This is a genomic window from Millisia brevis NBRC 105863 (assembly GCF_001552615.1).
GTDB lineage: Bacteria > Actinomycetota > Actinomycetes > Mycobacteriales > Mycobacteriaceae > Millisia > Millisia brevis.
This window is the reverse complement of record NZ_BCRN01000006.1, coordinates 90,625-114,286: the sequence shown is the minus strand read 5'-3', so window position 1 is coordinate 114,286 and position 23,662 is coordinate 90,625. Positions and strand designations below refer to the sequence as shown.

Genomic DNA, 23,662 nt, shown 5'->3' with positions numbered 1-23,662 from the left:
CGGAGCGCGAGACACCCAGTAGGTCGCCGACGAGACTTCACACGACTCCCCGACCTGGAGTCCGTAATGGCTCACGTCAATATGCCCACGAAACGTGACCGCATCAGCAACATCCTCTGCGTATGCTTGTCTCTCCAAGCCGTGCTACAGCGTGCTATCATGTGACACATGAGTGCTCCGCGTGAAGTCAGCCAGCGTGACCTCCGCATGCGATCCAAGGAGATCATGGACGCGGTGGAAGGCGGCGATTCCTTCACAGTCACCCGCGACGGACACCGGATCGGAGAACTCATCCCTCTGCGTCGGCGATCGAACTTCGTTTCGCGCGCAGAGTTTGCCCGTGGCTCGATACTGGTTCCACTGATCGATGTAGAGAAGTTTCGGGCGGATCAAGAACGTACGTACGACGAAAGCTTGAGCGACCCGTATGCCCGATGAGCCGCAGCGCGGGTTGCTCGACACAAACATCTTGATACTTCGGCACGGGATCGATCCCGAAGAACTGCCCGATGAGATGGCGATCAGCGCAATCACACTGGCCGAACTCTCCGCCGGCGTTCATCTCGTGAGCGGCAACGACGCCCGGGCGGCCGACGAGCGCGCGCGCCGCGCCGCGGTCCTTCAGCGTGTCGAGAACGAGTTCGACCCCTTGCCCTTCGACGCCGACGCTGCTCGCATATTCGGACGCATAAGCGCTGCGGTCCAAGCCCGCGGCAGAACGCCCCGGCGGCGGATAGCCGACCTTATGATCGCTTCCGTTTCGACTGCCGCGATGCTGCCCCTCTACACGACAAACCCTGACGACTTCGACGGTTTGGACGGCATCGTCCGCGTCATTCCAGTGAATCGCCCCTCGGACTGATCCGAACAACCGGTCCTCGAGTCGACACGACCAGAGAACATGCAGCGGTCGAATAAACAGTCCAGATCTCGCCGCGAATCACTCCTCGTCGCCCACGGCGCCGCGGTGGCTTCCGCAAGGTCCTGCTCGACTCCGACGGGATCAGTCGAGCGAGCATCCGGATAATGTTGTGCCACTGAGGAGTTCGGTGAGATCGTCGACCACCGCGGTTTCGAGGTAGCCATCGATGATCTGCGGACCGAAGTGGTTCGGCAGGGTTGTCCCCGGTGCGATGGCGGGCAGATGGTTGGTGCGGAAGGTGACCGAGGCGCCGCGCTCACACCAGTCCACGGCCAATTGACGAGCCTGCCCGTACGGGACGGTGTCGTCGTTGATGCCGCTGGTGATGATCACCGGAGCCGCCGGGGTCAGCCGACCGATCCGTTGCTCCTCGAGGATCGGGCCCGCCTCCGGGATCTCGGCGAGCCACTCCGAGAGGCTGCGGCCGTCGACGGTGAGAGTATTCGTCCGCAGGAAGGGATGGGTCAGGATGACGTCGCCGATGCACTTCGTGCTCAACTCGCGCAACGTCTCTCGGCCGTAAGGGCTGAGCACCTGGTCGATGCGGGTGTCGAGTACCGGATATCTGTCGATCAACCCGTTGAGGGTGAATCCGATCGCTCCCCCGATCAGGCTGCCGTCGACCTGCCGGAGTACGGCCGCCAGGTCGGCGGGCGGCCCGCCGGCCCAGGCACCGCGCAGGTTGAGCTCCGGCGCATAGCTCGGCTGCAGTTCGGCGGCCGCCGCGGTGGCACCGCCGCCCTGGGAGTACCCCCAGAACAGCAGCGGCGTGGCGGACCCGGTTCCGGACAGCGCATTCGCCGCCCGCGCGGCGTCCAGTACGGCGTGCGCGCTCTCCACCCGGTTGGTGTAGGTGTGGATGCCGGGGGTGCCGAGGCCGATGTAGTCGGTCACCAAGACCCGTGCGCCGCGGGCGGTCCACAGCGCGGCGGACGCCGCCTCCTGGTTGACCGAGATGGAGGGCAGTCCGCTGTCGATCTCGGCGTGGACACCGTTGGCGAAGGCCACCGAAGGGGCGCACCGGTCGCCCTGCCCCACCGTTCCGGGAGCGATGATCACCGTCGGCCGCTCCCCCGGTCCGGTCCACGCGGCGGTGTTGTCGATAAATACCCCGGTCACCGCGACCGGTACGTCGTCCATGGTGCGAGAGGTGAACATGACCCGTTGTGCCTGCACCGGCCAGGTTCCGCCACCGACCGCCGGAAGAGCGTAGGTCGCCAACGGTTCGGCCTTCAGGATCGATCCGCGTGCCGATTCCAACGGCGCCGGCGGATCGTAAAAGGTGTCCACCGGCGCCGCCGACGCGGTCGGTGAGCCGAGGACGGACGCGGTGAGGGCGACGGTGGCCAGAACGATGACTCGTCGGAGTCGACGAGCCCGCTGCGGTGCGGGCATGGGTCCTCCAGGGATTGAAGCCGTGGGTGCGGGGATGGTTCAGATGAGGCGGCCGACGTCGCTCGCGACGATGTCGGCGAGCGCGTACTCGGCAAGGGCGGCGATCGTCATCGAGGGATTGCAGGCGGCAGCGGTACCCGGCATCAGCGCGCCGTCCAGGACGTAGAGGCCGCGCTGTCCCAGCACCCGGCCGGACAGGTCGCAGACCTTGTCGATCGTGGCCCCGCCCAACGGATGCCAGGTGGACGGAACGATCGCATTGGTATCGAGCAGGGTGCCGGTGGTCCCGGCGACGCGGTGCGCGGATACCGCGATGGCGTCGCGGATGATCGCGCTGTCGCCGTCGTGGAGCCATTCCAGCACGGCTCGACCGAGGCGCTCGTCGTAGCGGAACCGGCCGCGGTCCGGGCTGACGCCGTAGCCGACCATGACGGTGCTCTGGGTATCGAGATCGAAGGTGGGCGCCCGCAACGCGGGGATCGACGCCTGGATGAGGGTATGCGCGCGGGCCGGGACGTCCCATTGGAGGCTGCCGTAGACCACCGGACCGCCCTGCTCCGCACCGAATCCGGCGGTGGGATCGGTCCACAGATAGATGCGATCCGCGTTGGTACCCCAGTGCCGGCCGAGATCGTCCGGCAGGTCCGGGATGAGCCCGGTGGCGGAGGCGCGCACCAGCAGGCGGGTGGTGTTGAGGCTGCCCGCGGCCATGATCAGCGTCGGCGTCGTCAGGACGAGCTGCTCGAGAACCGCTCCGGTGCTGTCGATTCGGTCCACGTGGACCTCCCACCGCCCGTCGGCGGCACGGGCGACGTCGGTGACCTCGTGCTGGGTGCGCAGGTCGACCCGTCCGGTCGCCTCCGCCTCGGCGATATAGGTGACGTCCACCGAGTGCTTGCCGCCGTTGTTCACACCGAGCGCGCCGTCGCCGTTGGTGTACGCCGGGCGCATCTCGCCCCGCAACTCCGCCAAGGCGTAGTTCCAGTCGATCGGCATCGGGATCTTGGAAACGGGCATACCCGCGCGGCGGGCCTGCGCCGCAAAGACCCTGGACGCCTGATAGTTCGGCGAGTCGATCAACTCGTCCGGCGCGACGGCGAGCCCCAGCATCCGCGCCACCTCCGGATAATGTGTCCCGTCCATGGCGGCCCAGTCGATGCCCGAGGGGAACCAGTCGTAGAAGACCTCCTCGCTCGGCTGAAGTGACATCCCCTGATAGACAAGGGAACCGCCCCCGACACCCGCGCCGCAGAGCGCGGTCATGTTGTCGCCGACCACCGCCTCGATCAACCCGACGTAGGGATCGACGTTCACCGGCCGGCCGAAGAGCTCCGGTGCCGATCCGTACCAGAGCGCGCGACTCTCCAACGACGAAAGCGTCGGAAAGGTAGTGGAATTGGGCCCGGTGGGCCACTTGCGGCCACGCTCGAGCAGCACCGACGGGACACCCGCCCGAGCCAGTCGAAGTGCCGCGACTCCCCCACCGAAACCCGACCCCACGATGACCACGCGGTGGTCCTCCCGGGTCAGGGCGACATTGCGCACCCGAGCGGCGATCGGGGTCGAGGTGGCGCCCGCGGCGAACGGCGCCGCCAGACTCATCGAGGCCGCTACGCCCGCAGCCAGGAAGGTTCTCCGACTCAAACCTGTCATATGCGATCCGCCCTTTTGGCCTGCGGGACCGCCCGAACGGCCGCCCCGGAACTTCGCCAGGGTGTCGCACCGACCACCCGTCGCCGGAAAACTAGACGATCCGGCTCGAAAGTGTCAAGATTCACAGGTGCTGCCGGACGGCGGACATCCACGCCCGTCCGGACGTTCCGGAATGCGGTCGGTCGACGGGGAGCAGGGAGGTCAGTGCGTGCCGGTGTCGCTTGCGGACACTTCGGTCAGATTCGCGAAAGCCGGTGTCAGCCAACGGGTCAGAAAGCGATCCAGCTCGGCGTCGGATCGAGCGGAGGGGGCGTCGAAACAGATCGCCGACCACCCCAGATGGATGCAGAAGTCCGCGATATCGGCCAACTGCTCGTCGGTATACGGGAACAACTCCTCCATCGGCGACAGCAGGCCGATCCCCACGGCCCGGGCCCGCTCCAGGGCCCCCGAGTCGAAGAGCGGGTTGTTCGCGTCGTGCAGCAGGAGGGCTCGGAGTACCGGATCGGTCCGGACGATCGTTCGACACGCGACGATCAAATCGACCACATAACCCGTCGGCGTCGTCGCTGCTCCCAGCTGTTCCTGGAGGCCGCGCACGATATCGGTGAGGTGTTCGGCGACGGCCTGCGACACGAGCTCCTCGCGGCTGCCGAAAATGGAGTAGATCGTCTGCCGCGTCACCCCGGCGGCCTGCGCGGCCGAGGCGATCGAGACACCGGAGAATCCCGACTGACCGATGAGGGTCTGTACGGCATCGATGATCCTGCTCCGCGACCGCATGGTCCCAGTATCTCGCAGCCCCGACCGAGCGGTTCCGGCGGTTGCACGGGATCTCCGGTTGCGGATGCGCGGCTCACATTCGGGGCGTCCGCCGCGTCTACCCGGTGTTCGTGGAACCCACCACGGCATACCGAAGGGCGGAACGATGAGCGCAGTCATCCACAGTCGGATGTCGACCGAGCTCGGCGAGATCACCTACGTCGTCAACAGAGACGGTCTGATCGGCACCTTCCTCGAGGGACAAGCCGGGGCGCCGGCGGCGGAACGCCTCGGGGTGGAGGTACCCCTCGTCGCCAATCCGGTTGCCCACGCAGCGCATTCGCAGATGATCCAGTATCTCGCCGTCACCCGGGCGAGTTTCGACCTGCCGCTCGCCACGTACGGCGACCCGTTCCAGGAGACCGTGTGGGCGATGCTCCGGGAGATTCCGTACGGCGACACCGTCACCTACGGGCGGCTCGCCGAGCGCATCGGCGACCGCGCCGCGGCCCAGCGGGTCGGGCGGGCCGTTGCGCGCAACCCCTTGCTGATCGTGATCCCCTGCCACCGGGTGATCGGCGCGACCGGCGAATTGGTCGGCTTCTCCGCCGGGCTCGAGCGCAAGGAGCGGCTCCTGACCATCGAGGGACGGCGGTTTTCGAATGGCCGCATCTTCCCGAAGGTTCGCGTGGCGCTGTGACCGCCGCGAACTCCGCGCGGGCCTAGAGGCGAGCACCCTTCGCCTGATTGCATGCACGACAAAGTATCTGGAGATTGTTGACGCTGGTGGCGCCGCCCCGGCTGAACGGAATCACATGGTCGAACTCAAGGTACTCCGATGCGCCACACTGGGTGCAACGCGCGCCGTCGCGCTGCCACACTGCGTTGCGTACGTGCTGTGGGATGGACCGCGAGTCGCGCATGCCCGGTACGAGAACCAATCGCTTCGACACCCGCAAGGTGCCCTCGAGCACCGCAGCCACGTACTCCGGATCATGCGCGGTGTACACACCGCCCCCTGCGGCGGTCGTAGCTGCAACGATGACGCTGTTCCGCTCGATGCTGATGCTGGTCACCTTCGACCAGGCGACTTCGGTCCCGCTCGTCGGTCCGACGAATCGGAGCTTCTTGTTGGTGACCAGCAGCTGCCCCTCATCCACTCTCGGCCCGTTCGCCCGTTGACGAACACGACGGACCGGTGCCTGCAGATGCAACAACTCGTCGGAATCCAGGTGCACGGAGTGCGCCGTCGCCCGGGGAAGATCGCCATCGCGAAGCCGCGTAAGCATGCGCCCGCGCTGCATTCGTCCACATAGCTCGTCGATCTGTTTGCCTGGAGGTATGTGCAGTGCGGCTACCGCTCGAGTGAAGTGGTCGAGCTCCGACTGTTCGATGGCGCCATCCGCGAACGCGAAGGCCACTACGCGTTCGAGATAACGCAATGCAACTTTGCGCAGCGCCGAGTATCCGACCTCTTCGGGGATCATCTCGAATCTCAGCCTCGCCCAGAGGTCGTCCCAATCCGGCCCGTGCGGCCCATGCGCATCGAGGACATCGCGCGCTCGCGACACCCATTCATCCATCAGCTGATTGATCGGACCGCGACATTGCTTACAGATCGGCGTGCCCCCGAGTAGCCGGTCCTTCAGTTCTCCTCCACACCGGGGACAGGTAGACGGCTGTCCGGAGAAGTTGGGCCGTGTTCGATCCGTCCATCCACGGGAGTCCCACCAACGAAGCAGGCCTGGCTGCTGCGTATCCGGATACCAGTTCGCCGGGCGCGCGTCACCACGGGGAGGGGTGGGCGGTGCCGGATTCCGCGGTTGCTCGGCCGCGCGACGACGATCCGATTCCGGCTGGTGGGATGGCCCCGGATCATCGATGGCGACTCCGAAGTGCTCGGCCAAACCGGCGACTCCGGTGTCCCACCCCTGGCCGATGGCGCGAAACTTCCACGCATCGCCGCGGCGATAGAACTCCCCGACCATCAAGGCCGTGATACCGGCAGGCCAGTCATCGCAGTAGATGGCGAGTTCGGAGCCGCGGCGGTCGATCGAGACACGGAATCGGGTCCCTCGAGCTCGAACGTCGTGATCGACGGATATTGAGAGGACGATCCGATCGATGGTGGACTCCACTCGACGCGGATCGACCTCGACGACCGCACGTCGCCGGGCAGAGGCCACCCGAACCGCTCCCGATCGATGCTGCGGAGCATTGAAAAAGACGAAGTCATCATCGGCTCGCACCCGGCCCGCCGGTCCGACCAGCAGAGCCTGAGCGTCGACCATCGAACCCGAATCCGACTCCACGGTGACCGTCAAAGGCTCCGCGGCGATCGTCATATTCGCTCCGGACCGCAATTCGACTACCGATGCCATGGTGGGCAGCCTATCGAGACGCACCCACAGACCATTATCGGTTCAGTCCGGAAGACCTTTACGGCTTCGGCGCCACCACCGCCGCGATCACGGCGTTGTTGATGATGACCGTCATCGTGCGGGTCACCGCGATCTCGGCGGCCTGCGCACCCCAGTCGCCCTGTTCGAGTTGTTTGGCGCGGGCGATCACCGGGCTCGACCACGGGATGTCGGGATGGAAGGTCGGCAACGAGCCGCTTGCGGACAGCAGGGCCGCCAGCGCACCGATCCGGGGAGTCGGCGGGGCCCCGTCGACCAGGACCGCGCGCACCGACACCAGGAGTTCGGACCTGCGGGTGACATCGGCGGGGACAAGCGTGGTGGTGGGGATCAGTCCGAGGAAGCGCCGCTTCTCGACGCGGATGTAGCCCCGGTCGACGAGGCGGTCGAGCACGGGTTGGCGCAGACCGGGCCCGACCGCGGCCAGCAGGACCTGAGCGGCGGTCGGTGTGCGGGCGACCCGGTCGAAGGCGTCGGCGATCAGCGGGTCGACCGGTCGAACCGCACCGTCGACGGCGTGCAGGATCTCGCCGCCAGGGGTGGAGTCCTCGGGCGCCGCGACGAGACCGCGAGCCCCCAACTCGGCGAGGACCGCCCCGCCGAGGACGTAGAACAGGGTGCCCTCCCCCGCGATCGTGCCCGTGGTCGGGTCGAACAGCAGGAGCAGCAGATCCTCGACGAACGTGGGCTCGGCAGGGAGCGTCCCGGCACTGTTCGGGGTGTCCACCATGTCGCCCTTCCGTCGAGGTCTCCCCCGAGTCTCACACAGGTGCGCATTCTCGGGCTCGCCTCGCAGGGCGTCCGTCTCGCGATGCCGATCCGGGACAGCCGGCGCTCCGCTCGAGCGGGGCGGAATGCGGCCCGGAGTCTGCGACGGCCCGCGTTATCCGGCGGACGGTTGGTACACACCGCGATTGCGGACGTTGCGGCGACGATGTTCGTCCGAGTACCGGCGAGGCGAGGAAATATCCGAACGATTCACTCTCGTTCACCCCCAATGGAATGAGGTGCACTGCATCACAATTCGTGACAGGCATCAGAAATGGCGGGCTCCTGTTGTCGTGAATGGCGACCGGTGGTGATACAAATGCACTCGTCGCCAAGGTGGTACGCCGATTCGGTGGAACGACCTGTCGTGGAGCCACCGCTATCGGGTCGTCTCGCGATCCCTCAGTGGCGCCCGGCCCACGGCGGAGGTGGACATGGTCACGCGGCACAGGCAGCCCGAGCAGACCCCGATACTCGAGCGGATCATCCCGCGATGCAGTTTCCCGGGCGCGATCGTCGGTGTGCTCTTCCTCTGGTTGTCGCTGACCCCGTCGCTCCTGCCGCGCGGCCCTCTCTTCCAAGGTGTGGTCTCCGGCGCGGCGGGCGCCCTCGGATACAGCCTGGGTGTCTTCGGCGCCTGGTTGAGCGCCTACCTGCTCTCCCGCACCGAGCCGTGGCCGCGACCGGCACGCCGCTGGTGGCTCGGGCTCGGCGGAGTCTTCGTGGTGGGCACCGTGGTGATGCTGCTGCTGTTCCGGGTCTGGCAGAACCAGATCCGCGACCTCATGGGGGTCGAGCGGCTGTCGTTCATCGCCTATCCGTTGGTGATCCTGATCGCCGCGCTCATCCTGCTGCTGTTCATCCGGTTGGGCCAGCTGTGGGGCGGTCTGGTCATCCGGCTGACCCGGGCGCTCAATCGGGTCGCTCCGCCGCGGATCTCGGCCGCCGCGGGTGGGTTGATCGTCATCCTCGTGACGGTGCTGATCCTCAACGGTGTGGTCGCGCGCTACTCGTTGGCCGCGCTCAACTCGGTCTTCGCCGCCGCGAACAATGAGACGTCGGCGGGCTCCGAGCCGCCGACCACCTCGCTGCGCTCCGGTGGACCGGACTCCCTGGTGACCTGGGATTCACTCGGCCGCGAAGGTCGAACGTTCATCGCCCACGGGCCGAGCGTCGAGGATCTGAGCGCGTTCAACGACAGCCCGGCCGTCGAGCCGGTGCGCGTCTTCATCGGTCTGGGATCGGGCGACGATCTGCGGGCGAACGCCGCATTGGCCGCCGACGAATTGGTGCGGGCCGGCGGTTTGGAGCGGGCGGTGATCGCCGTCGGCGCGACGACCGGGTCCGGGTGGACCAACAAGGCGACCGTCGACAGCCTCGAATACATGTACAACGGCGACGTCGCGTCCGTCGCGATTCAGTACTCGTATCTGCCCAGTTGGGTGTCCTTCCTCGTCGACAGTGAACGGGCCCGTCAGGCGGGTAGCGCGCTGTTCGAGGCGATCGACGCCCGCATCCGCGAACTGCCGGAGGCGGAGCGCCCGCAGTTGGTGGTCTTCGGCGAGAGCCTCGGCTCGTTCGGCGCGGAGGCGGCGTTCGGCACCGTGCCGACGGTCGCCGCCCGCACCGACGGAGCCCTGCTGGTCGGTCCGACGTTCAACAACACCCTGTGGCGCGATGCGACCACCAATCGCGACGCGGGTTCGCCGGAATGGCTTCCGATCTACGACGACGGCCGGCACCTGCGCTATATCGCCGACCAGGGTGACCTCGACCGCCCGGACGCTCCCTGGGCCCAATCGCGGGTGGTCTACCTGCAGCACGCATCCGACCCGATCACCTGGTGGTCGCCGAACCTGATCCTCAACCAGCCGGACTGGCTCGAGGAAGCCCGCGGCCGCGACGTGGTTGGGGCGACCCGGTGGATTCCGTTTGTCACCTTCCTGCAGGTGTCGGCCGACATGGCGGTGTCGACCGGCGTGCCGGACGGCCACGGTCACAACTACCTGTCGGCGATCCCCTACGCCTGGCAGGCGATCCTCGAGCCCGCGGGCTGGACGGACGCGGACACCGAACGCCTGCAGCCGCTGCTCACCCGGAACTGACCCCGGGCACGAACCGGAGGGAGTGTGCCGGCCGGCGGCGGCGGACCCGGGATCATGAGGGATCGTCCAGTGGGAGGATTTCTCGTGCCGACAGCGGTGACCCTGATCAGAGCGAACGATCTGTCCTCCGTCGCGCAATACGCCTACGCGGCAACAGCACCGGCGCACGCCAGGCTGATCTTCCTGGCCGGCGCCTGCCCGCTCGACCGGGACGGCCGTACCGGATCCATCGGGGACTACGCCGGGCAGGCCGCCATCTGCGTACGGAACCTGACGACCGCCCTCGATGCGGCCGGTGCGACGTTGACCGACGTGATCAACACCCGGGTGTTGGTCGCGTCGTCGAATCGCGCCGATCTGGTGGCAGCCTGGGAGGTCGTTCGCGGCGCCTTCGGCGCACACGACGTACCCAGCACGCTGTTCGGCGTCACCGTCCTGGGGTACGACGATCAATTGGTCGAGATCGAGGCGGTTGCCGCGGTTGTCGACTGACGCGCCCGCGACGGTGATCGAATCGGCCGACGATCAGTTGTCGTGGGCCGGTTTCTGCCACACCAGGGCGTAGCGGAACAACGGCAGGTGCCGCCACCGCACGCCCGGCAGGATGCGGGCGGCGCAGCGGTCGACCTCCTCGAAGGAATGCGGCGGCGGCCACACCACCGGCGCCGTATGTTCCCAATACCCGCGTCGCCTCGCGTACCACCGGTGCTGGACGGTTCCCACGGCTGCGAACGCGCAGTCGCGCAGCCTCGTTCGAGCGGCGAGCCCGATCACGACCAGAACGCCGGACGGCGCGGTCAGATCGGCCAGGCGCCGTAGCGTCGCCGACAGATCGGGTAGGTGGTGCACGGTGGCGACCGAGGCCACCACGTCGAAGCGCCGGGCGAGGCGGTGGGTCATGACGTCGCCGAGGACCCAGTGGATCGACGGATCGGTCGTGCGCGCCTCGGCGAGCACCTCGGCGTCCGTATCGATGGCGGTGACGTCGGTAAGGACGGCGCGAAGATCGTTCGCGAGCACGCCATTTCCGGTGCCCACGTCGAGGGCGCTGCGCGCGTGTGGCGGCACGGCGTCGAGCACGACCGAGTGGTAGTGGATGTTGTGATTCCAGCGGGCTCGGGCGTGGTCGTCCACCGGCGCATCCTATCGATTCGGGCAATCGGAGGCGGTGATCGGATTTCCCGATCACTTCCGCCCCACTCTCGATCACGGGCGGTTCGCAAGGTTTGAACCAGAGCGGTTGCAGTCCTGGTTCACATCCCGAGGGTTACCTAGCGTTTCGGCAGGTTGATACGCGGCGAACGGGCCGCGGAATCGACCTCGATGACCGTGCCCGGACCTTCGGGCGCAACCGATGGTGAGGATGCCATGACCGAAACACTCACGTCCCCTTCCGAGTCGGCGACCCCACATGCGGCTGCCGTGGACTCGATCTCCCGACTGACCGTCCCCGAACCGGACCAGCTGCCGGCCGAACTCGCCGATCAGCTGCGTTCCCTCGAGCGGCAGCTCGGCTACATCCCCAACTGGGCCCGCGCCTTCGCCCTGGGCGGCGGCCACGCCGCCCGCTTCAACACCTACCTGCTGGCGTTGCTCGACCCGAACTCCGGCCTGCTGCCGTACGTCGATCGCGAGATCCTCGCGACGGTCAGTTCCGCCGAGAACGGCTGCTCCTATTGCCGACTCAACCACGCGCAGAGCCTCGGATCGGCGATCGGTGACCGCCGCCTGGGCACCCGCGTCGCGATCGACTATCGCGAGGTCCGCGAGCTGTCCGCGAAGCACCGGGTGCTCGCCGAGTTCGCGAGCAAGCTGTCGCTGCACCCCAACGAGATCGACGACGCCGATATCGAGCGGCTGCGCGACCTCGGACTGAGCGACGCGGAGATCTTCGAGGCGGTGCACGTGGTGTCCGCCTTCGCCGCGGCGAACCGGTTCAGCATCTTCCTCCAGGTCACCCCCGACGACCAGTTCTTTTCCTGATCGCGCCGGACGAACGGAGGTAGAGCGATGACCGCATCGACGCAGGCTCGGCCGCAGGAGTCCACCCGGATCTCCCGGCTGCACGTCCCCACCGACGACGAGGTCTCCCCGGAGACGAAGGCGGTCTTCGACGCGACCCGCAAGCAGAGCGGCTTCCTGCCGAACTGGCTGCGTGGATTCGCCCTCGACGACGGGCATTTCGAGCGTCTCAACGCGTATCTGTTCCCGCTGCTGCAGGGTTCGGCGGACGCCCCGGGCCAGGGGATCACCCGCCGCGAACGCGAAATCCTCGCGACCGTGGTCTCGGTCCGCAACGGCTGCTCGTATTGCCACGCCCTGCACGTCCACGAGCTGGGTGCCTTCCTCGGCGACGGGTGGCTCGCACACCGCGTGGCCCTCGATCACCGCGAGGTGACCGAGCTGTCCGAGCGGGAGCACGCCCTGATCGAGCTGGCGTTGGAGCTGACCGACCGCCCGCGCGATATCGAGGCGGACACGATCGAGGGTCTGCGCGGATTCGGGCTGACCGACGAGGACATCTACGAGGTGGTGCAGATCGTCGCGGCGATCAACGCCACCAATCGGATCTCGCTGGCGTTGGGGCTGACCCCGGACCGCGAGATCTTCGGCGCCGCGCACGACACTCCCGCGCACGACACCCCCGCCGACGACGCCACGGCCGCGGTACATCCGTGACGCTCGCGGACACCACGGCCGGTAGCCCCGCCTCCACGGCGCTCGACGTGCCCGCGCTCGTCGACGCCGTGTGGGCGGGGTTCGCGCAGACTCGGTCGGCGACCGCCGCCGACCGCGCCGGATGGCTCGAGTCGTTGGCCGAGGCGATCCGCACCGACGCCGAGTCCGTCGCGGCCTCGATCCACGCCGACACCGGCAAGCCGGCGCCGTGGGCGCGGATCGAGGCGCAGCGGGCGGCCGCGATCGCGCGGATCGGCGCCCACGAGGCGATCGGACTGCACCCGGACGCGCAGCGGCTCGACGCCCAAGCCACCGGTGCCGGACGGCTGGGCCTGACCCTGCGGGTTCCCCGCGGGCCCGTGCTCGCGTTGGCGCCGTTCAACTTTCCGCTGCACCTGGCGATCCACAAGATCGCACCGGCGTTGGCGGCGGGTGCCTCGACCCTGTTGGTGTCCAGCCCGCGGACGCCCCGAACGGTCGACGCGATCCGCGGCGTGATCGAGCGGGCCGGTCTGCCCGCGGGTGCGGTGGTGGTCGCGGACGCCACGATCGACCGAACCGACGTCTGGGAACTGATCACCCACCCGCGGCTGCCGGTGGTCAGCTTCACCGGATCGGACACCGTCGGCTGGCGGATCGTCGACGCGGTGCCGCGCAAGCAGGTGATCGTCGAACTCGGCAGCAACGCGGCCGCCATCGTGGCGCCGGATTACCTGTCGGACAGCGACATCGCGCACGCCGCCGATCGGATCGCCACCTTCGCGTTCTACAACGCGGGGCAGGCCTGCACCTCGCCGCAACGGGTCTACGTCCCCCGTGCGCACCTCGAGCCGTTCGTGTCGGCGCTGGTCGACGCGGCCCGCCGCCAGGACCTGCGCGACGATGTCGGACCGGTGATCGACGAGCACGCCGCCCGCCGCATCCGGTCGTGGATCGACGAGGCCACGCAGGCGGGTGCCCGCGTGGCGACCGGCGGGTCGGGCAGCGGGGACGGGCGGGTCATCGAGCCGACGGTACTGGTCGACACCCCCGCTCATGTCCGGGCGATCACCGAGGAGCTCTTCGGCCCGGTGGTATCGGTCCTGCCCTACGACCACGTCGACGACGCCCTCGCGGCGGCGAACGACACCCGGTTCGGCCTGAGCGCCGGCATCTTCACCCGCGATATCGACCTCGCCTTCCGGGCCGCCCGCGACCTCGAGGTCGGGCAGGTGGTCATCGGCGATATCCCCACGTTCCGTTCGGATCTCACCCCGTTCGGCGGCGTCAAGGATTCCGGACGGGGGCGCGAGGGCGTGCGCGCGGCGATCGAGGACTACACCGTCACCCGGACGGTCGTGCTGCCGGTGGGCGTGCCGTGACGGCGGCGGTAGTCGGCCGCGTGCCGATGGATCTCCTGTTCGAGCCGCCGCAGCCGGGACGACGGCACCGCGTCCTCGCGGCGGATCAGCGCCAGGCCGATGCGGTCCGCGGCCCCCTCGAGCGCCCGCCACTCGTCGGCGTCGCCGGCGACCACACTGAAATCCGGTACCAGGCAGATCCCGACACCGGCGGCGACCTGCCGGATCGCGTCCGGGGTCGAATCGACGTGCGAGACCACCCGGACGTCGGCGTCGGCGAGCAGCCGTTCGGCGACCGCGTGCATCAGGTAGCCGGGGTGGAAGGCCACCAGCCGCTGACCGCGCAGATCCGCTGTGGTCACCCGCCGCGCCCGGGCGATCGGATGCCCCGGCGGGGTGAGCACCCCCACCGAACCGGTCAGCAGCGGATCGATGCGGATACCGACGCTGTCCGGTTCGCGGCCGACCTCGTAGGCGATCACCCCGAGATCGGCTCGCTGGGAACGGATCCGGTCGATGACGTCGCGCGAGCCGCGGATGCTGACGCGCACCTCGACGGCGGGGTCGTCGACCAGCGCGTGCAGGCTCTCCGGCAGAACGGTCGTGACCGCCGCGTTCACGGCGGCCACCCGGATCACCTCGCTGGTGTCGGTGATCGCGCCGCGGGCGGCATCCCGCAGGACATCCTCGGCATCGCGCAGGCCGAGCAGGGCCGAGTGCACGAGGCGGCCGGCCGCGCTCAGGCGCGCCCCGCTGCGGGAGCGTTCGAACAGAGTGACGCCCAGTTCTGTCTCCAGCGAGTCGATATGGGCGCTGACTGTCGATTGGCTGATCCCCAACCGTAGCGCCGCGGCCCGAAAAGAGGCCGTCTCCGCGATCGCCAGAGCGGTACGAACATGTTCGGTTCTCACTTCACCCATCGTGCGCCCGCCCGCGTACGCACTCCAGCAAAGGAATCACGATGACACAAACAGACATCGGCACCGATCGGGCCGACATCGCTACCGTCGAGACCGCCACCGAACCGTCGGCTCCGTCCTATGTGCTCCCCGAGGACACCCTCGAGCGCTTCCGGGAGCGGGCCGTCGCGCACGACCGCGACAACACCTTCTTCGCCGACGATCTCGAGGATCTGCGGGAGCTGGGCTACCTGCGCGCGGTCATCCCCCGCTCGCACGGCGGGCTCGGGCTGTCGCTCCACGAGCTCAACCTCGAGCAGCGCCGGCTGGCGAGCTACGCCCCGGCGACCGCGCTCGGCATCAACATGCACCTCTACTGGGTGGGCGCCCTGGCCTCCCGGATCGCCGCGGGCGATGACAGCCTGCAGTGGCTGGTCGACGAGGTGGTCGCCGGACGGGTGATCGCCGCCGGACACGGCGAACCGGGCAACGACCTGGCCATCGACGACTCGCTGACGATCGCCACCCCGGTCGAGGGCGGCTACCGACTCGACGGGCACAAGATCTTCACCTCGCTCTCCCCCGCCTGGACCTGGCTGGGCATCCACGCCCGGGACAACTCGGACCCCGAGCATCCGCGGATCGTGCACACCTTCGTCTCCCGCGAGGACGTCGGGGTCTCGACGGTGGAGACCTGGGACACCCTCGGCGTGCGGGCCACCGCCAGCCACGACACCGTGCTGAAGGACGTCTTCGTGCCCGCCGACCGCACCGTCGGCGTCTTCGAATTGGGAACGCCGCCGGACGATTACGTCGCCGCGATCTTCCCGTGGGTTTTGCCGCTGCTGGGCAACATCTACCTCGGCGTGGCCCGCCGCGCGCTCGACCTGGCGATCGCCACCGCGACCTCCAGGCGCGCTCTGAGCCTGGGCAACGAGACCGTCGCGAACAAGCCGTTCATCCAATATCACGTCGCCGAGGCGGAATTGGCGCTCGAGGCGACCACCGGGCAGCTCGACAACCTGACCGCGGCGTTGACCGCCGGGGAGGATCTCGGTGACCGGGTTCTGCTGCGGCTGTTCGCCGCCAAGGAGAACGGCACCCGCACCGCACGCAGCGTCACCGACGCCGCGCTCGACATCGCCGGAGCCGGATCACTGCACCGCCGCAACGAATTGGAGCGGCTGTACCGCGACGTGCGGGCCGGCGCCTTCCACCCGCCGAACTCCGACGCGATCCGCGCGTACATCGGCACGTTCGCGCTCGGCCTGCTCTGAGATGTCGCCGGGCAGCTCGGAACAGGGGAACATCGACCGCATCTTCACCCCGGAGGCCCTCGCCGGCGGCGTGCACATCGTCACCGGCGGAGCGAAGGGCATGGGTGCCTCCCATGCGCGGCGAATCGTCGCCGCCGGCGGGCGGGTCCTGCTCGGCGATATCGACGTCGCCGGGGTGAAGTCGGTCGCCGACGACCTGGGTGACGCCGCCGCGGCGGTCGAATTGGACGTCACCGACGAGGACTCCTGGACCGCGGCGGTGGCCGCCGCCCGCGAACTCGGCGACGTGCGGGGGCTGGTGAACAACGCGGGGATCTTCGGTTCCGGCTCGGTCACCGACCTCGACGTCGACGAGTTCCGGCAGGTCCACCGGGTCAACGTCGAGGGTCCGCTGCTGGGCATCCGGGCGGCGGCGCCCGCCCTGCGCGACGCCGGCGGCGGATCGATCGTCAACGTCTCCTCGATCGCCGGGATGATCGGCATCGCCGACCGGGCCGCCTACGTCACCACGAAGTGGGCGGTGCGCGGGCTTACCCGGTCGGCGGCGATCGATCTGGGGCACTGGGGTATTCGGGTGAACTCGATCCACCCGGGGCGGATCGAGACCGACTTCATCGCCGGTCTCGGCGCGTCGATCCTGCCGAATCAGGTGATCCGCACCCCCGGGCAGCCCGCCGACATCAGCGCCCTGGTGGTCTTCCTGCTCTCGGCGGCGTCCCGCTTCTCGACCGGCGCCGAGTATGTCGTCGACGGCGGGCGGTACGTCGGAGAGTACCGACCGGCCCCGGAGCGGCCGTGAGCGGGGCGGCGGCGGACAGTGCGGTAGGTAATGCGGTGGTCCTAAACCTCACCGACGACGCCGCACCGGAGGCGGTGCTCGCCGAACTGCGGCAGACCGCGCCGGAGCGACTCGTCATCGACGTCGACAACGCCCCCGGGATCGATCCGTTTGTTCTGGCGGCGGCGATCATCACGGCCGTGCCCGGCATCCACACCACCCTGCGGGTGCCGACACCTCGCTGGCATCCCTACGCGATCGCCCGCCGGTTGGCGGAGTTGGACAAGCTGTCCGGTGGGCGTCTCGCGTGGACCCCGGTCGACGTCGAACCGGAACGCGCCGCCGAGGCCGCCCGTATCGTCGCCGGGCTGCTCACCTCGTGGGCGCCCGACGCGGTGATCAACGATCGCGCGTCGGGCGTACACGTCGACACCGACCGGGTGCGCCCGGTCCGGTTCACCGGTCGGCACTACCGCATCGACGCCGCGCTGGACGCCCCACCGGGACCCCAACGGACCGTTCCGATCGCCGCCGGGCCGGCCGTCGCGGATCCGAATGTCACCACCGCCGAGGAGATCACCCGATGAGTGCCATCCCCTTGCTGCTCGGCGATATGCACCATTCCGGCGACCACGAGGGCGCCTGGCGACTGCCCGGTTCCCCGATCGAACGACTGTCCGATCCGAGCTACTACGTCGAGGTGGCCCGCACGCTCGCCGGCGGCGGATTCGACGGGATCTTCTTCGCGGACTTCGTCGGATTCGACCCCCTGGTCAAGTCGGTGGTCCGATGGCCCTTCGAGCCGACCACCCTGGCCGCCGCGGTGACCGCCGCGGTCCCCGATATCGGTGCGGTGGTCACCGGCTCGACGGTCTTCGCGACCCCGGAACAGTTGGCCGCCACGTATCGCACCCTGGGCGCGGTGTCCGGTGGCCGGGCCGGGTGGAACATCGTGACCACCGGCGCCCCGGCGACCGCCCGCTCCTTCGGGGATGTCGCGGTGCCGGAACACGACGAGCGCTATCGCCTGGCGGAGGGCGTCGTTCGGGAGGTGCTCGACCGCTGGGGCGCCGATCGGCCGTTGCTGGTGCAGGCGGGCGCCTCCGAGGCGGGTCGGCAGTTCGCGGCCCGGTTCGCGGAGGTGGTGTTCATCGCCGCGCCGACCCTGGAGGCGGCGCGTGCCACCCGTTTCGATCTGCGCCGGCGCGCGGCGGACTTCGGGCGCGATCCGGACGAGCTGCGGGTGCTGCCGGGGATCCTGACGATCATCGGGCCGACCGCGTCCGCAGCCGACGAGCTGCGACGCCGGCTCAACGCCCTGGTCACCGAACACGCCGCGCGTCACATGCTCGGGATGTACGGGGTCGAACTACCGGGATCCGGGCTCGACACCCCGCTTCGGGAGGTGGTGCTCGACGGCAACCATCAGGGCATCCGGAGTCGGGCGGGGGTGCTCGACACGATCGCCCGCGGGATCGGCGACGCGGCGACCTGGCGGGATCTGATCGACCGTATCGCCGGCAGCCGCGGACACCTCGCCGTCGCGGGTACCGGCGAACACATCGCCACAGTCATGAATCGATGGCTCGAGGCGGAGGCCTGCGACGGATTCGTGGTGAAGTTCGCACACAGCCCCGCCGGCATGCACGATTTCGTCGAGACCGTCGCTCCCCGGTTGACCGGCCGAGGGATCGGGCGCGGCAACGGCTGGCCGGTGCGGCAGCGATCCGCGGCTCAGTCGTTCCCGGCGACGTAGACCCAGGCGTCGACACCCGAGGCGAGGGTGACCCGGATACGGATGTAGTCGTCCACCTCGTAGTCGTCGGCGGCTGCCAGCTCGGTGATGTCGATCGCGAGACGGTCCCCCTCGACCCTGTCGGCCGCGGTGCCGCGGCGCAGCACCGGGTGACGGTCGGACCCGCTGGTCGCGATAACCGCCGGATCGGTGATCGGCAACCACTCGAGCCGGTAGCCGGGGATCGCGTCGGCGACCGACGGGACGGTCCTACCGAAGAGGGATTCCTGCACATCGTCCTGACGCAGAGTCCCGTAGGAGAACAGTTGTTCGGTCACAGCGCGACGATATCGGACACGACGCCGCTGCGCCCGGTCCGTTATGCCGCCCGAAATCGCCGTCGATATCCGGTATATCGTCCGAATTCTGCCGTCGCGGCAATCTCGCTGCATACTGTGTGTCACACCAATTCGGATGTGAAGAGGTTGTGCAGTGCCCAGGCCGGAACGCGGGCGCCGAGCTCCCAAGAGTTCGGGTCATCGCCCCACGGACGACGACTTGCTCGACGCCGTGGTGGGTGTCTTCGATCGTCTGGGCTACCGCGACGCGACCGTGGCCGAGTTGGCGGAGGCCGCGCAGGTCACCAAACCGACGTTGTACGCCCACTTCGGCGACAAGGAGGCGCTCTACCTGCGCGCTTTCCAGCGCGAGGTCGGCCTGCTGACCGATGCGCTGTTCACCGCGTACACCGCCTCGGAATCACTGTCGGTGCGCGATGAGATCCGGTACGACATCCTGGCGTTGTTCCGCTTCGCCCGCACCCGTCCGGCCGGTTTCCGGCTGATCTTCGCGCACAGCCCCCGCCCGGACGCGGCCAACCGGGTGTACGACGAACTGGTGGTGTCGGTCAACGAGCGGGTCTCGGAGATGATCCACCGACGCCTCACCGAGGGCGGGCACCCGCCGGCCGCGCCCCGGGCCGACGCGATGGCGGAGCTGCTGGTGGGCCTGGCGATCGGCGGGGCGCGGACGGCGCTGCGGTCGGGTCTGGACACCGAGATCCTCGGCGAGCTGACCGTCGGGCTCGCCGCCGACGGGATTCTTCACCTCGACCGGGAGCTGCTCACCGACAACGGTGACTCCTCGGCCTGAGCATCGTCCGGCGTCGGCGTCGGCGTCGGTGGCATGGCGGCGGCGACCACCTCGATGAACGCCGCCGCGGCCGGGCTGGGATTGAACAGACTCCACGCCAGGTATTCGATGCGGGTCGGTCCGTCCACCAAGGGGATTCGCGCGAGATCGGACCGGACCGGAGCCACCACGGACGGCAGGAGGGCGATCGCGAGATTCTGTTCGATCAGCCCGACGACCAGGGCGGGGTCGGCCGCCTCGAAGGCGACCGTGCGCTGCAGGCGGGCATTCTCGAAGGCCAGGTCGGTCTGCGCGCGGCCCGGCGAGCCGGCCGGGAAATCGGCGAAGGTCTCCCCCATCAACTCCGACAGGTGCAGCGAGGTGCGGTCCGCGAGCCGATGCGCGGTGCTCATGACCGCCACATGCCGGTCGCGGGCCAACTCGCGGGTGCGGACCCGTCGGGCCGGGTCGGATTCCGGAAGCCCGAGCAGCGCCACGTCGACCTTGCCGTCGTCGATCGCGGCGATCAGGGTGTCGCTGCTCGCCTCGTGCAGGGTGATCCGCACCTCCGGATAGGCCAGGTGGAAGTCGCGCAGCACCGACGGCATGTGGATCGCCCCGACGGTGGGGATCACCCCGATGGTCAGCCGGCCGCGAATCCGCCCGTCGGCCGCCGCCGCGTCCGCCGCCGCCCGCTCGGCGGCCTCGAGGCAAGCGCGCGCCCCGGGCAGGAAGGCGCGGCCCGCCTCGGTCAGTTCGACCCGTCGACTGGTGCGGGCGAACAGCTTGACGCCCAACTCGTTCTCGAGATGCTTGATCTGGTGGCTGAGGGCCGACTGCACCACGTAGCACTGTTCGGCCGCCCGGGTGAAGTTCTGGGTCTCGGCCACGGCCAGGACGTACCGCAGTTGGTGAAGCTCCATCGATCCATCGTGGGCCACGATCGCTGCTCTGAAAAGTATGTGTTGGATTGATGGGCCCGACTTCGGGACCGTGGATCCGGTGACAACGACGACACCTGCCGCCCCGGCGCCCTCGACCGCACCGCCACGGGCGACCGTTCTCGGCCGGATCGCGGCGAATCGACTCGGACTGACCCTGGTGACCGCCGCCGCGCCGGCGATCTGGGGGTCGACCTATCTGGTGACCACCGAACTGCTGCCCGCGGGGCATCCCTTCTTCGCGTCGCTGATGCGCGCCCTGCCCGCCGGACTGTTGGCTCTGCTGATCGTGCGGAAGCTGCCGCGCGGCAGCTGGTGGTGGAAGGTCGGCATCACCGGGGCGCTCAACATCGGGGTCTTCTTCCCGCTGTTGTTCGTCGCGGCCGAACGGCTGCCGGGCGGTGTCGCGGCGACCCTGGTCGCGATCCAACCGCTGCTGGTGGTGCTGCTGGCGGTCGGCGTTCTGTCGGAACGGTTGTCGGCCTGGCGGTTGGGCTGGGGTGTCGTCGGGGTGGTCGGCATCGGACTGGTCGTCATCGGCCCCGGGGCGGGGTTCGACCCGATCGGGATCGCGGCCGGCCTGGCGAGCGCCGGGGCGATGGCTCTCGGCCTGGTCCTCACGAAGCGGTGGGGACGCCCCGAGGGCGTCGGGGCGCTCGGTTACGCCGGCTGGCAGCTCACCGCCGGTGGCCTGGTGCTGCTGCCGTTGACGTTGCTGACCGAGGGTGTTCCCGCCGACATCGACGGGCGGGCCGCGCTCGGCTACCTGTGGTTGGGGCTCTTCGGCGGACTGCTGTCGTACACCCTGTGGTTCGCGAGCGTGCGGAAGCTGCCGGTCACCTCGACCTCGCTGCTGGGCCTGGTGTCGCCGCTGGTGGCCGCGACGCTCGGTGCCGTCGTGCTCGGACAGGCGCTCGGTGCGATCCAGCTGCTCGGATTCGCCCTCGCGCTGGCCGCCCTCGGCTTCGGTCAGACCAATCCCCCACGATCGGTCCGATCGACGTCGGCCCGGAGGACTCCTGAGGCGACGGCACCGACGGTCGCGTCGAGTCACCGACGCTCCCGCCGCGCGCGACCGACGCCCGGCGCCCCGACGACTACGGCGGGGCCAGCAGCTGGCGGGCGAAGCGCGCGAAGGACGCGATCTCGGGCATCGTCCGATGCCGGGTATACGCGAGACCGACGGGGGCCGGTGGGATATTCGAAATCCGCACGGCCACAACGTCGGGCCGATTGTGATACCGCGCGATCCCCTCGGGGATGACGCTGAACCCCTCCCCCGCGGCGACCGCCTCGAGCCGCTCCTCCACCGCGACGAATGGCCGTTGCCGGGCGGCCACCCGCCCGTGCCACTGCGGCAGCGTCGCCGGATCCTCGATCAGGGCGAGCGGGTCGAGGTCATCGAGCGCCACCTCCGGCGCCCGGGCCTGTGGAGCATCGGTCGGCACCACCGCGAACCGCGGTTCGGTGAACAGTTCGACCGCGCCGAGGTCCGGCGACCGTAGCGGCAGCCACACGAAGCTGACGTCGACGGTGCCGTCGAGCAGGTAGGGCTCCTGCTCGACCATCGGGACATAGCGCGCGTCGACGGTCAGGTCCGGATGGGCCGCCCGAAACTTCGCGATCAACACGGTGGACGGCACCCCCGGCATGAACCCGACGGTGAACTCGTTCGTGGTGCGCGCCGCCGCCCGCACCCGCCGCTCGAGCGCGATCGCCGCCGCGATCAACGGCTCGGCGTCCTCGAGCAACTGCACCCCCGCCGGGGTCAGCGCGGTGCCGCGCCGATCGCGGGTGAACAGTTGCACGCCGAGCGACTGCTCGAGCGCCACGATCTGCCGGCTCAGCGACGGCTGCGTCAGGTGCAACTGCTCGGCCGCTCGGACATAACTCTCGTTCTTCGCAACTGCGACAAAGTACTCCAACCTGCGCAGGTCGAGGTTCATGGCCGGATCCTACGACAGTTCGGGTCGCCAGCGCCGGCCGGTCCTGATGCCTCGAGGGCATCACAGTCGCGCGAATAGGCATTGGCGAGGGGCGCTCCCCGGGGCGCAGCATCGGGATGTCGCCCGGGAATCCGATCCGGGCCATCGCCGAAAGAGGTTCACCATGAGCATCTTCCATCACGACCGGCCGACCACCGGGGACGCCCTCAAGCCGACCGTCGTCTTCGTGCACGGCGCCTTCGCCGATTCCTCCGGCTGGGCCACCGCCGCGAACGTGCTGTCCGGTCAGGGATTTCCGATCGTCACGGTAGCCAACCCGCTGCGCGATCTGTCGGGTGACGCCGATTACGTGCACTCGGTTCTCGAGACGATCGAGGGCCCGATCGTGCTGGTCGGCCACTCCTACGCCGGCGCGGTGATCATCGAGGCCGTCGACGGCATCGACAACGCCGTCGCCCTCGTCTACGTCGCGGCCTTCATCCCGGAGCGCGGCGAGAGTTCCGGACAGCTCAATGGCCGCTTTCCGGGTTCGATTCTGACCCCCGAGAACCTGGTCACCCGCCCGACCGCCGACGGCCGCACCGACCTCTACATTCGCGCCGATCGGTATGCCGATGTGTACGCCGGTGGGCTCGCCGCCGACGCCGCCCGCGACACGGCCTTCGGCCAGCGCCCGATCACCGCGGAGGCCCTCGGCGGTGCCACGACGGTCGAGCTTTCCACGCTGCCGAAGTGGCAGATCGTCGCCACCGCCGACCACGCGGTACCGACCGAACTGCAGCGCTTCATGGCGCAGCGCGCGGGAGCGACGGTCATCGAGGCCGACTGCGGCCACGACGTTCCCGCCGCCCGCCCGCACCGGGTGGTCGAGGCGGTCCTCGCCGCGGCCTCCGTCGGACAGCCCGCCTGAC

The 23,662-nt window shown here is 69.0% G+C and carries 24 protein-coding genes and 1 pseudogene; 15 read left to right on the top strand and 10 right to left on the bottom strand.

Going from position 1 to position 23,662, the window contains the following annotated elements:
- Nucleotides 1-168: 168 nt before the first annotated feature.
- Together MB1_RS25025 and MB1_RS10465 are read left to right on the top strand one after the other, a co-directional pair.
- On the top strand, nt 169-438 hold the full coding sequence (locus MB1_RS25025) for a type II toxin-antitoxin system Phd/YefM family antitoxin (protein WP_084351426.1): 270 nt from the start codon (nt 169-171) through the stop codon (nt 436-438).
- Nucleotides 428-862, top strand: coding sequence for a type II toxin-antitoxin system VapC family toxin (locus MB1_RS10465; RefSeq protein WP_066906496.1), 435 nt, complete (start codon nt 428-430; stop codon nt 860-862). Before MB1_RS25025 ends, MB1_RS10465 begins: the two co-directional genes overlap by 11 nt.
- A gap of 141 nt (nt 863-1,003) precedes the next feature.
- Here MB1_RS10465 and MB1_RS10460 read toward each other — a convergent pair whose 3' ends face one another.
- The 3 genes from MB1_RS10460 to MB1_RS10450 all read right to left on the bottom strand — a co-directional run bounded on the left by MB1_RS10460 (nt 1,004) and on the right by MB1_RS10450 (nt 4,753).
- Entirely contained in the window at nt 1,004-2,317 is a 1,314-nt protein-coding gene (locus tag MB1_RS10460) for a lipase family protein (RefSeq protein ID WP_066906494.1), read from the bottom strand.
- 39 nt (nt 2,318-2,356) lie between these two features.
- Nucleotides 2,357-3,970 carry a GMC family oxidoreductase N-terminal domain-containing protein gene (locus MB1_RS10455; protein ID WP_084351423.1) on the bottom strand — a complete coding sequence of 538 codons (1,614 nt, stop codon included), beginning with the start codon at nt 3,968-3,970 and terminating at the stop codon, nt 2,357-2,359.
- Nucleotides 3,971-4,171: 201 nt separating this feature from the next.
- Nucleotides 4,172-4,753, bottom strand: a complete 582-nt coding sequence (locus tag MB1_RS10450; RefSeq protein ID WP_066906492.1) for a TetR/AcrR family transcriptional regulator — start codon at nt 4,751-4,753, stop codon at nt 4,172-4,174.
- A 145-nt stretch (nt 4,754-4,898) separates the two neighbouring features.
- Here MB1_RS10450 and MB1_RS10445 point away from each other — a divergent pair, with 145 nt between their 5' ends.
- The gene (locus MB1_RS10445; protein WP_084351420.1) at nt 4,899-5,432 is read left to right on the top strand and encodes a methylated-DNA--[protein]-cysteine S-methyltransferase; all 534 of its coding nucleotides are present in this window, start codon (nt 4,899-4,901) and stop codon (nt 5,430-5,432) included.
- A 22-nt stretch (nt 5,433-5,454) separates the two neighbouring features.
- Here MB1_RS10445 and MB1_RS10440 read toward each other — a convergent pair whose 3' ends face one another.
- Entirely contained in the window at nt 5,455-7,113 is a 1,659-nt protein-coding gene (locus MB1_RS10440; RefSeq protein ID WP_245650122.1) for a TerD family protein, read from the bottom strand.
- A gap of 58 nt (nt 7,114-7,171) precedes the next feature.
- Nucleotides 7,172-7,882 carry a GOLPH3/VPS74 family protein gene (locus MB1_RS10435; protein WP_066906486.1) on the bottom strand — a complete coding sequence of 237 codons (711 nt, stop codon included), beginning with the start codon at nt 7,880-7,882 and terminating at the stop codon, nt 7,172-7,174.
- A 472-nt stretch (nt 7,883-8,354) separates the two neighbouring features.
- Here MB1_RS10435 and MB1_RS10430 point away from each other — a divergent pair, with 472 nt between their 5' ends.
- Both MB1_RS10430 and MB1_RS10425 read left to right on the top strand, forming a co-directional pair.
- Entirely contained in the window at nt 8,355-10,025 is a 1,671-nt protein-coding gene (locus tag MB1_RS10430; RefSeq protein ID WP_066906850.1) for an alpha/beta hydrolase, read from the top strand.
- Nucleotides 10,026-10,109: 84 nt separating this feature from the next.
- On the top strand, nt 10,110-10,517 hold the full coding sequence (locus tag MB1_RS10425; RefSeq protein ID WP_157084003.1) for a RidA family protein: 408 nt from the start codon (nt 10,110-10,112) through the stop codon (nt 10,515-10,517).
- Nucleotides 10,518-10,550: 33 nt separating this feature from the next.
- On the opposite strand, the gene MB1_RS10420 is transcribed toward MB1_RS10425, so the two are convergent.
- Nucleotides 10,551-11,159 carry a class I SAM-dependent methyltransferase gene (locus MB1_RS10420; RefSeq protein ID WP_066906482.1) on the bottom strand — a complete coding sequence of 203 codons (609 nt, stop codon included), beginning with the start codon at nt 11,157-11,159 and terminating at the stop codon, nt 10,551-10,553.
- Between the two features lie 234 nt (nt 11,160-11,393).
- Here MB1_RS10420 and MB1_RS10415 point away from each other — a divergent pair, with 234 nt between their 5' ends.
- The 3 genes from MB1_RS10415 to MB1_RS10405 are packed head-to-tail and all read left to right on the top strand — an operon-like array spanning nt 11,394 to nt 14,065.
- A complete protein-coding gene (locus tag MB1_RS10415; protein ID WP_066906479.1) occupies nt 11,394-12,008 on the top strand; it encodes a peroxidase-related enzyme in 615 nt (204 codons plus the stop codon).
- A gap of 27 nt (nt 12,009-12,035) precedes the next feature.
- Nucleotides 12,036-12,704 (top strand): peroxidase-related enzyme, encoded by a 669-nt coding sequence (locus MB1_RS10410; RefSeq protein WP_066906477.1) that lies wholly within the window; start codon nt 12,036-12,038, stop codon nt 12,702-12,704.
- Entirely contained in the window at nt 12,701-14,065 is a 1,365-nt protein-coding gene (locus tag MB1_RS10405; RefSeq protein WP_066906475.1) for an aldehyde dehydrogenase family protein, read from the top strand. Before MB1_RS10410 ends, MB1_RS10405 begins: the two co-directional genes overlap by 4 nt.
- Here MB1_RS10405 and MB1_RS10400 read toward each other — a convergent pair.
- On the bottom strand, nt 14,020-14,955 hold the full coding sequence (locus MB1_RS10400) for a LysR family transcriptional regulator (RefSeq protein ID WP_169801638.1): 936 nt from the start codon (nt 14,953-14,955) through the stop codon (nt 14,020-14,022). The two genes, MB1_RS10405 and MB1_RS10400, sit on opposite strands and share 46 nt — an antisense overlap.
- A gap of 50 nt (nt 14,956-15,005) precedes the next feature.
- On the opposite strand from MB1_RS10400, the gene MB1_RS10395 reads away from it, so the two are divergent.
- From MB1_RS10395 to MB1_RS10380, 4 genes are read left to right on the top strand one after another with little or no spacing between them, the layout of a single operon-like run.
- Complete coding sequence (locus MB1_RS10395; RefSeq protein ID WP_066906471.1) at nt 15,006-16,220, top strand: acyl-CoA dehydrogenase family protein; 1,215 nt, start codon at nt 15,006-15,008, stop codon at nt 16,218-16,220.
- 1 nt (nt 16,221) lies between these two features.
- Complete coding sequence (locus MB1_RS10390) at nt 16,222-17,019, top strand: SDR family oxidoreductase (protein WP_084351415.1); 798 nt, start codon at nt 16,222-16,224, stop codon at nt 17,017-17,019.
- A 35-nt stretch (nt 17,020-17,054) separates the two neighbouring features.
- A complete protein-coding gene (locus MB1_RS10385) occupies nt 17,055-17,585 on the top strand; it encodes an LLM class oxidoreductase (protein WP_169801637.1) in 531 nt (176 codons plus the stop codon).
- Entirely contained in the window at nt 17,582-18,754 is a 1,173-nt protein-coding gene (locus tag MB1_RS10380) for an LLM class flavin-dependent oxidoreductase (RefSeq protein WP_066906467.1), read from the top strand. Before MB1_RS10385 ends, MB1_RS10380 begins: the two co-directional genes overlap by 4 nt.
- On the opposite strand, the gene MB1_RS10375 is transcribed toward MB1_RS10380, so the two are convergent.
- Nucleotides 18,733-19,071, bottom strand: a complete 339-nt coding sequence (locus MB1_RS10375) for a gamma-glutamylcyclotransferase family protein (protein WP_066906465.1) — start codon at nt 19,069-19,071, stop codon at nt 18,733-18,735. The two genes, MB1_RS10380 and MB1_RS10375, sit on opposite strands and share 22 nt — an antisense overlap.
- Before the next feature lie 220 nt (nt 19,072-19,291).
- On the opposite strand from MB1_RS10375, the gene MB1_RS10370 reads away from it, so the two are divergent.
- Nucleotides 19,292-19,885 (top strand): TetR/AcrR family transcriptional regulator, encoded by a 594-nt coding sequence (locus tag MB1_RS10370; RefSeq protein ID WP_066906463.1) that lies wholly within the window; start codon nt 19,292-19,294, stop codon nt 19,883-19,885.
- On the opposite strand, the gene MB1_RS10365 is transcribed toward MB1_RS10370, so the two are convergent.
- Complete coding sequence (locus tag MB1_RS10365; protein WP_084351406.1) at nt 19,837-20,787, bottom strand: LysR family transcriptional regulator; 951 nt, start codon at nt 20,785-20,787, stop codon at nt 19,837-19,839. The two genes, MB1_RS10370 and MB1_RS10365, sit on opposite strands and share 49 nt — an antisense overlap.
- A gap of 37 nt (nt 20,788-20,824) precedes the next feature.
- Between MB1_RS10365 and MB1_RS26305 the strand changes: the two are divergent.
- Nucleotides 20,825-21,754: pseudogene (locus tag MB1_RS26305) on the top strand (EamA family transporter); the annotation flags it as partial.
- 148 nt (nt 21,755-21,902) lie between these two features.
- On the opposite strand, the gene MB1_RS10355 reads toward MB1_RS26305, so the two are convergent.
- The gene (locus tag MB1_RS10355) at nt 21,903-22,751 is read right to left on the bottom strand and encodes a LysR family transcriptional regulator (protein ID WP_066906461.1); all 849 of its coding nucleotides are present in this window, start codon (nt 22,749-22,751) and stop codon (nt 21,903-21,905) included.
- Between the two features lie 163 nt (nt 22,752-22,914).
- On the opposite strand from MB1_RS10355, the gene MB1_RS10350 reads away from it, so the two are divergent.
- Nucleotides 22,915-23,661, top strand: a complete 747-nt coding sequence (locus MB1_RS10350; RefSeq protein ID WP_066906459.1) for an alpha/beta hydrolase — start codon at nt 22,915-22,917, stop codon at nt 23,659-23,661.
- Nucleotide 23,662 lies beyond the last annotated feature (1 nt).

What these genes read in the sequence shown, in the direction of transcription:
- MB1_RS10390 (WP_084351415.1), top strand. Translation starts at nt 16,222, where the DNA reads ATGTCGCCGGGCAGCTCGGAACAGGGGAACATCGACCGCATCTTCACC.
- MB1_RS10365 (WP_084351406.1), bottom strand. Translation starts at nt 20,787, where the DNA reads ATGGAGCTTCACCAACTGCGGTACGTCCTGGCCGTGGCCGAGACCCAG.
- MB1_RS10430 (WP_066906850.1), top strand. Translation starts at nt 8,355, where the DNA reads ATGGTCACGCGGCACAGGCAGCCCGAGCAGACCCCGATACTCGAGCGG.
- MB1_RS10465 (WP_066906496.1), top strand. Translation starts at nt 428, where the DNA reads ATGCCCGATGAGCCGCAGCGCGGGTTGCTCGACACAAACATCTTGATA.
- MB1_RS10440 (WP_245650122.1), bottom strand. Translation starts at nt 7,113, where the DNA reads ATGGCATCGGTAGTCGAATTGCGGTCCGGAGCGAATATGACGATCGCC.
- MB1_RS10445 (WP_084351420.1), top strand. Translation starts at nt 4,899, where the DNA reads ATGAGCGCAGTCATCCACAGTCGGATGTCGACCGAGCTCGGCGAGATC.
- MB1_RS10415 (WP_066906479.1), top strand. Translation starts at nt 11,394, where the DNA reads ATGACCGAAACACTCACGTCCCCTTCCGAGTCGGCGACCCCACATGCG.
- MB1_RS10450 (WP_066906492.1), bottom strand. Translation starts at nt 4,753, where the DNA reads ATGCGGTCGCGGAGCAGGATCATCGATGCCGTACAGACCCTCATCGGT.
- MB1_RS10455 (WP_084351423.1), bottom strand. Translation starts at nt 3,970, where the DNA reads ATGACAGGTTTGAGTCGGAGAACCTTCCTGGCTGCGGGCGTAGCGGCC.
- MB1_RS10435 (WP_066906486.1), bottom strand. Translation starts at nt 7,882, where the DNA reads ATGGTGGACACCCCGAACAGTGCCGGGACGCTCCCTGCCGAGCCCACG.
- MB1_RS10380 (WP_066906467.1), top strand. Translation starts at nt 17,582, where the DNA reads ATGAGTGCCATCCCCTTGCTGCTCGGCGATATGCACCATTCCGGCGAC.
- MB1_RS25025 (WP_084351426.1), top strand. Translation starts at nt 169, where the DNA reads ATGAGTGCTCCGCGTGAAGTCAGCCAGCGTGACCTCCGCATGCGATCC.
- MB1_RS10410 (WP_066906477.1), top strand. Translation starts at nt 12,036, where the DNA reads ATGACCGCATCGACGCAGGCTCGGCCGCAGGAGTCCACCCGGATCTCC.
- MB1_RS10355 (WP_066906461.1), bottom strand. Translation starts at nt 22,751, where the DNA reads ATGAACCTCGACCTGCGCAGGTTGGAGTACTTTGTCGCAGTTGCGAAG.
- MB1_RS10395 (WP_066906471.1), top strand. Translation starts at nt 15,006, where the DNA reads ATGACACAAACAGACATCGGCACCGATCGGGCCGACATCGCTACCGTC.
- MB1_RS10460 (WP_066906494.1), bottom strand. Translation starts at nt 2,317, where the DNA reads ATGCCCGCACCGCAGCGGGCTCGTCGACTCCGACGAGTCATCGTTCTG.
- MB1_RS10350 (WP_066906459.1), top strand. Translation starts at nt 22,915, where the DNA reads ATGAGCATCTTCCATCACGACCGGCCGACCACCGGGGACGCCCTCAAG.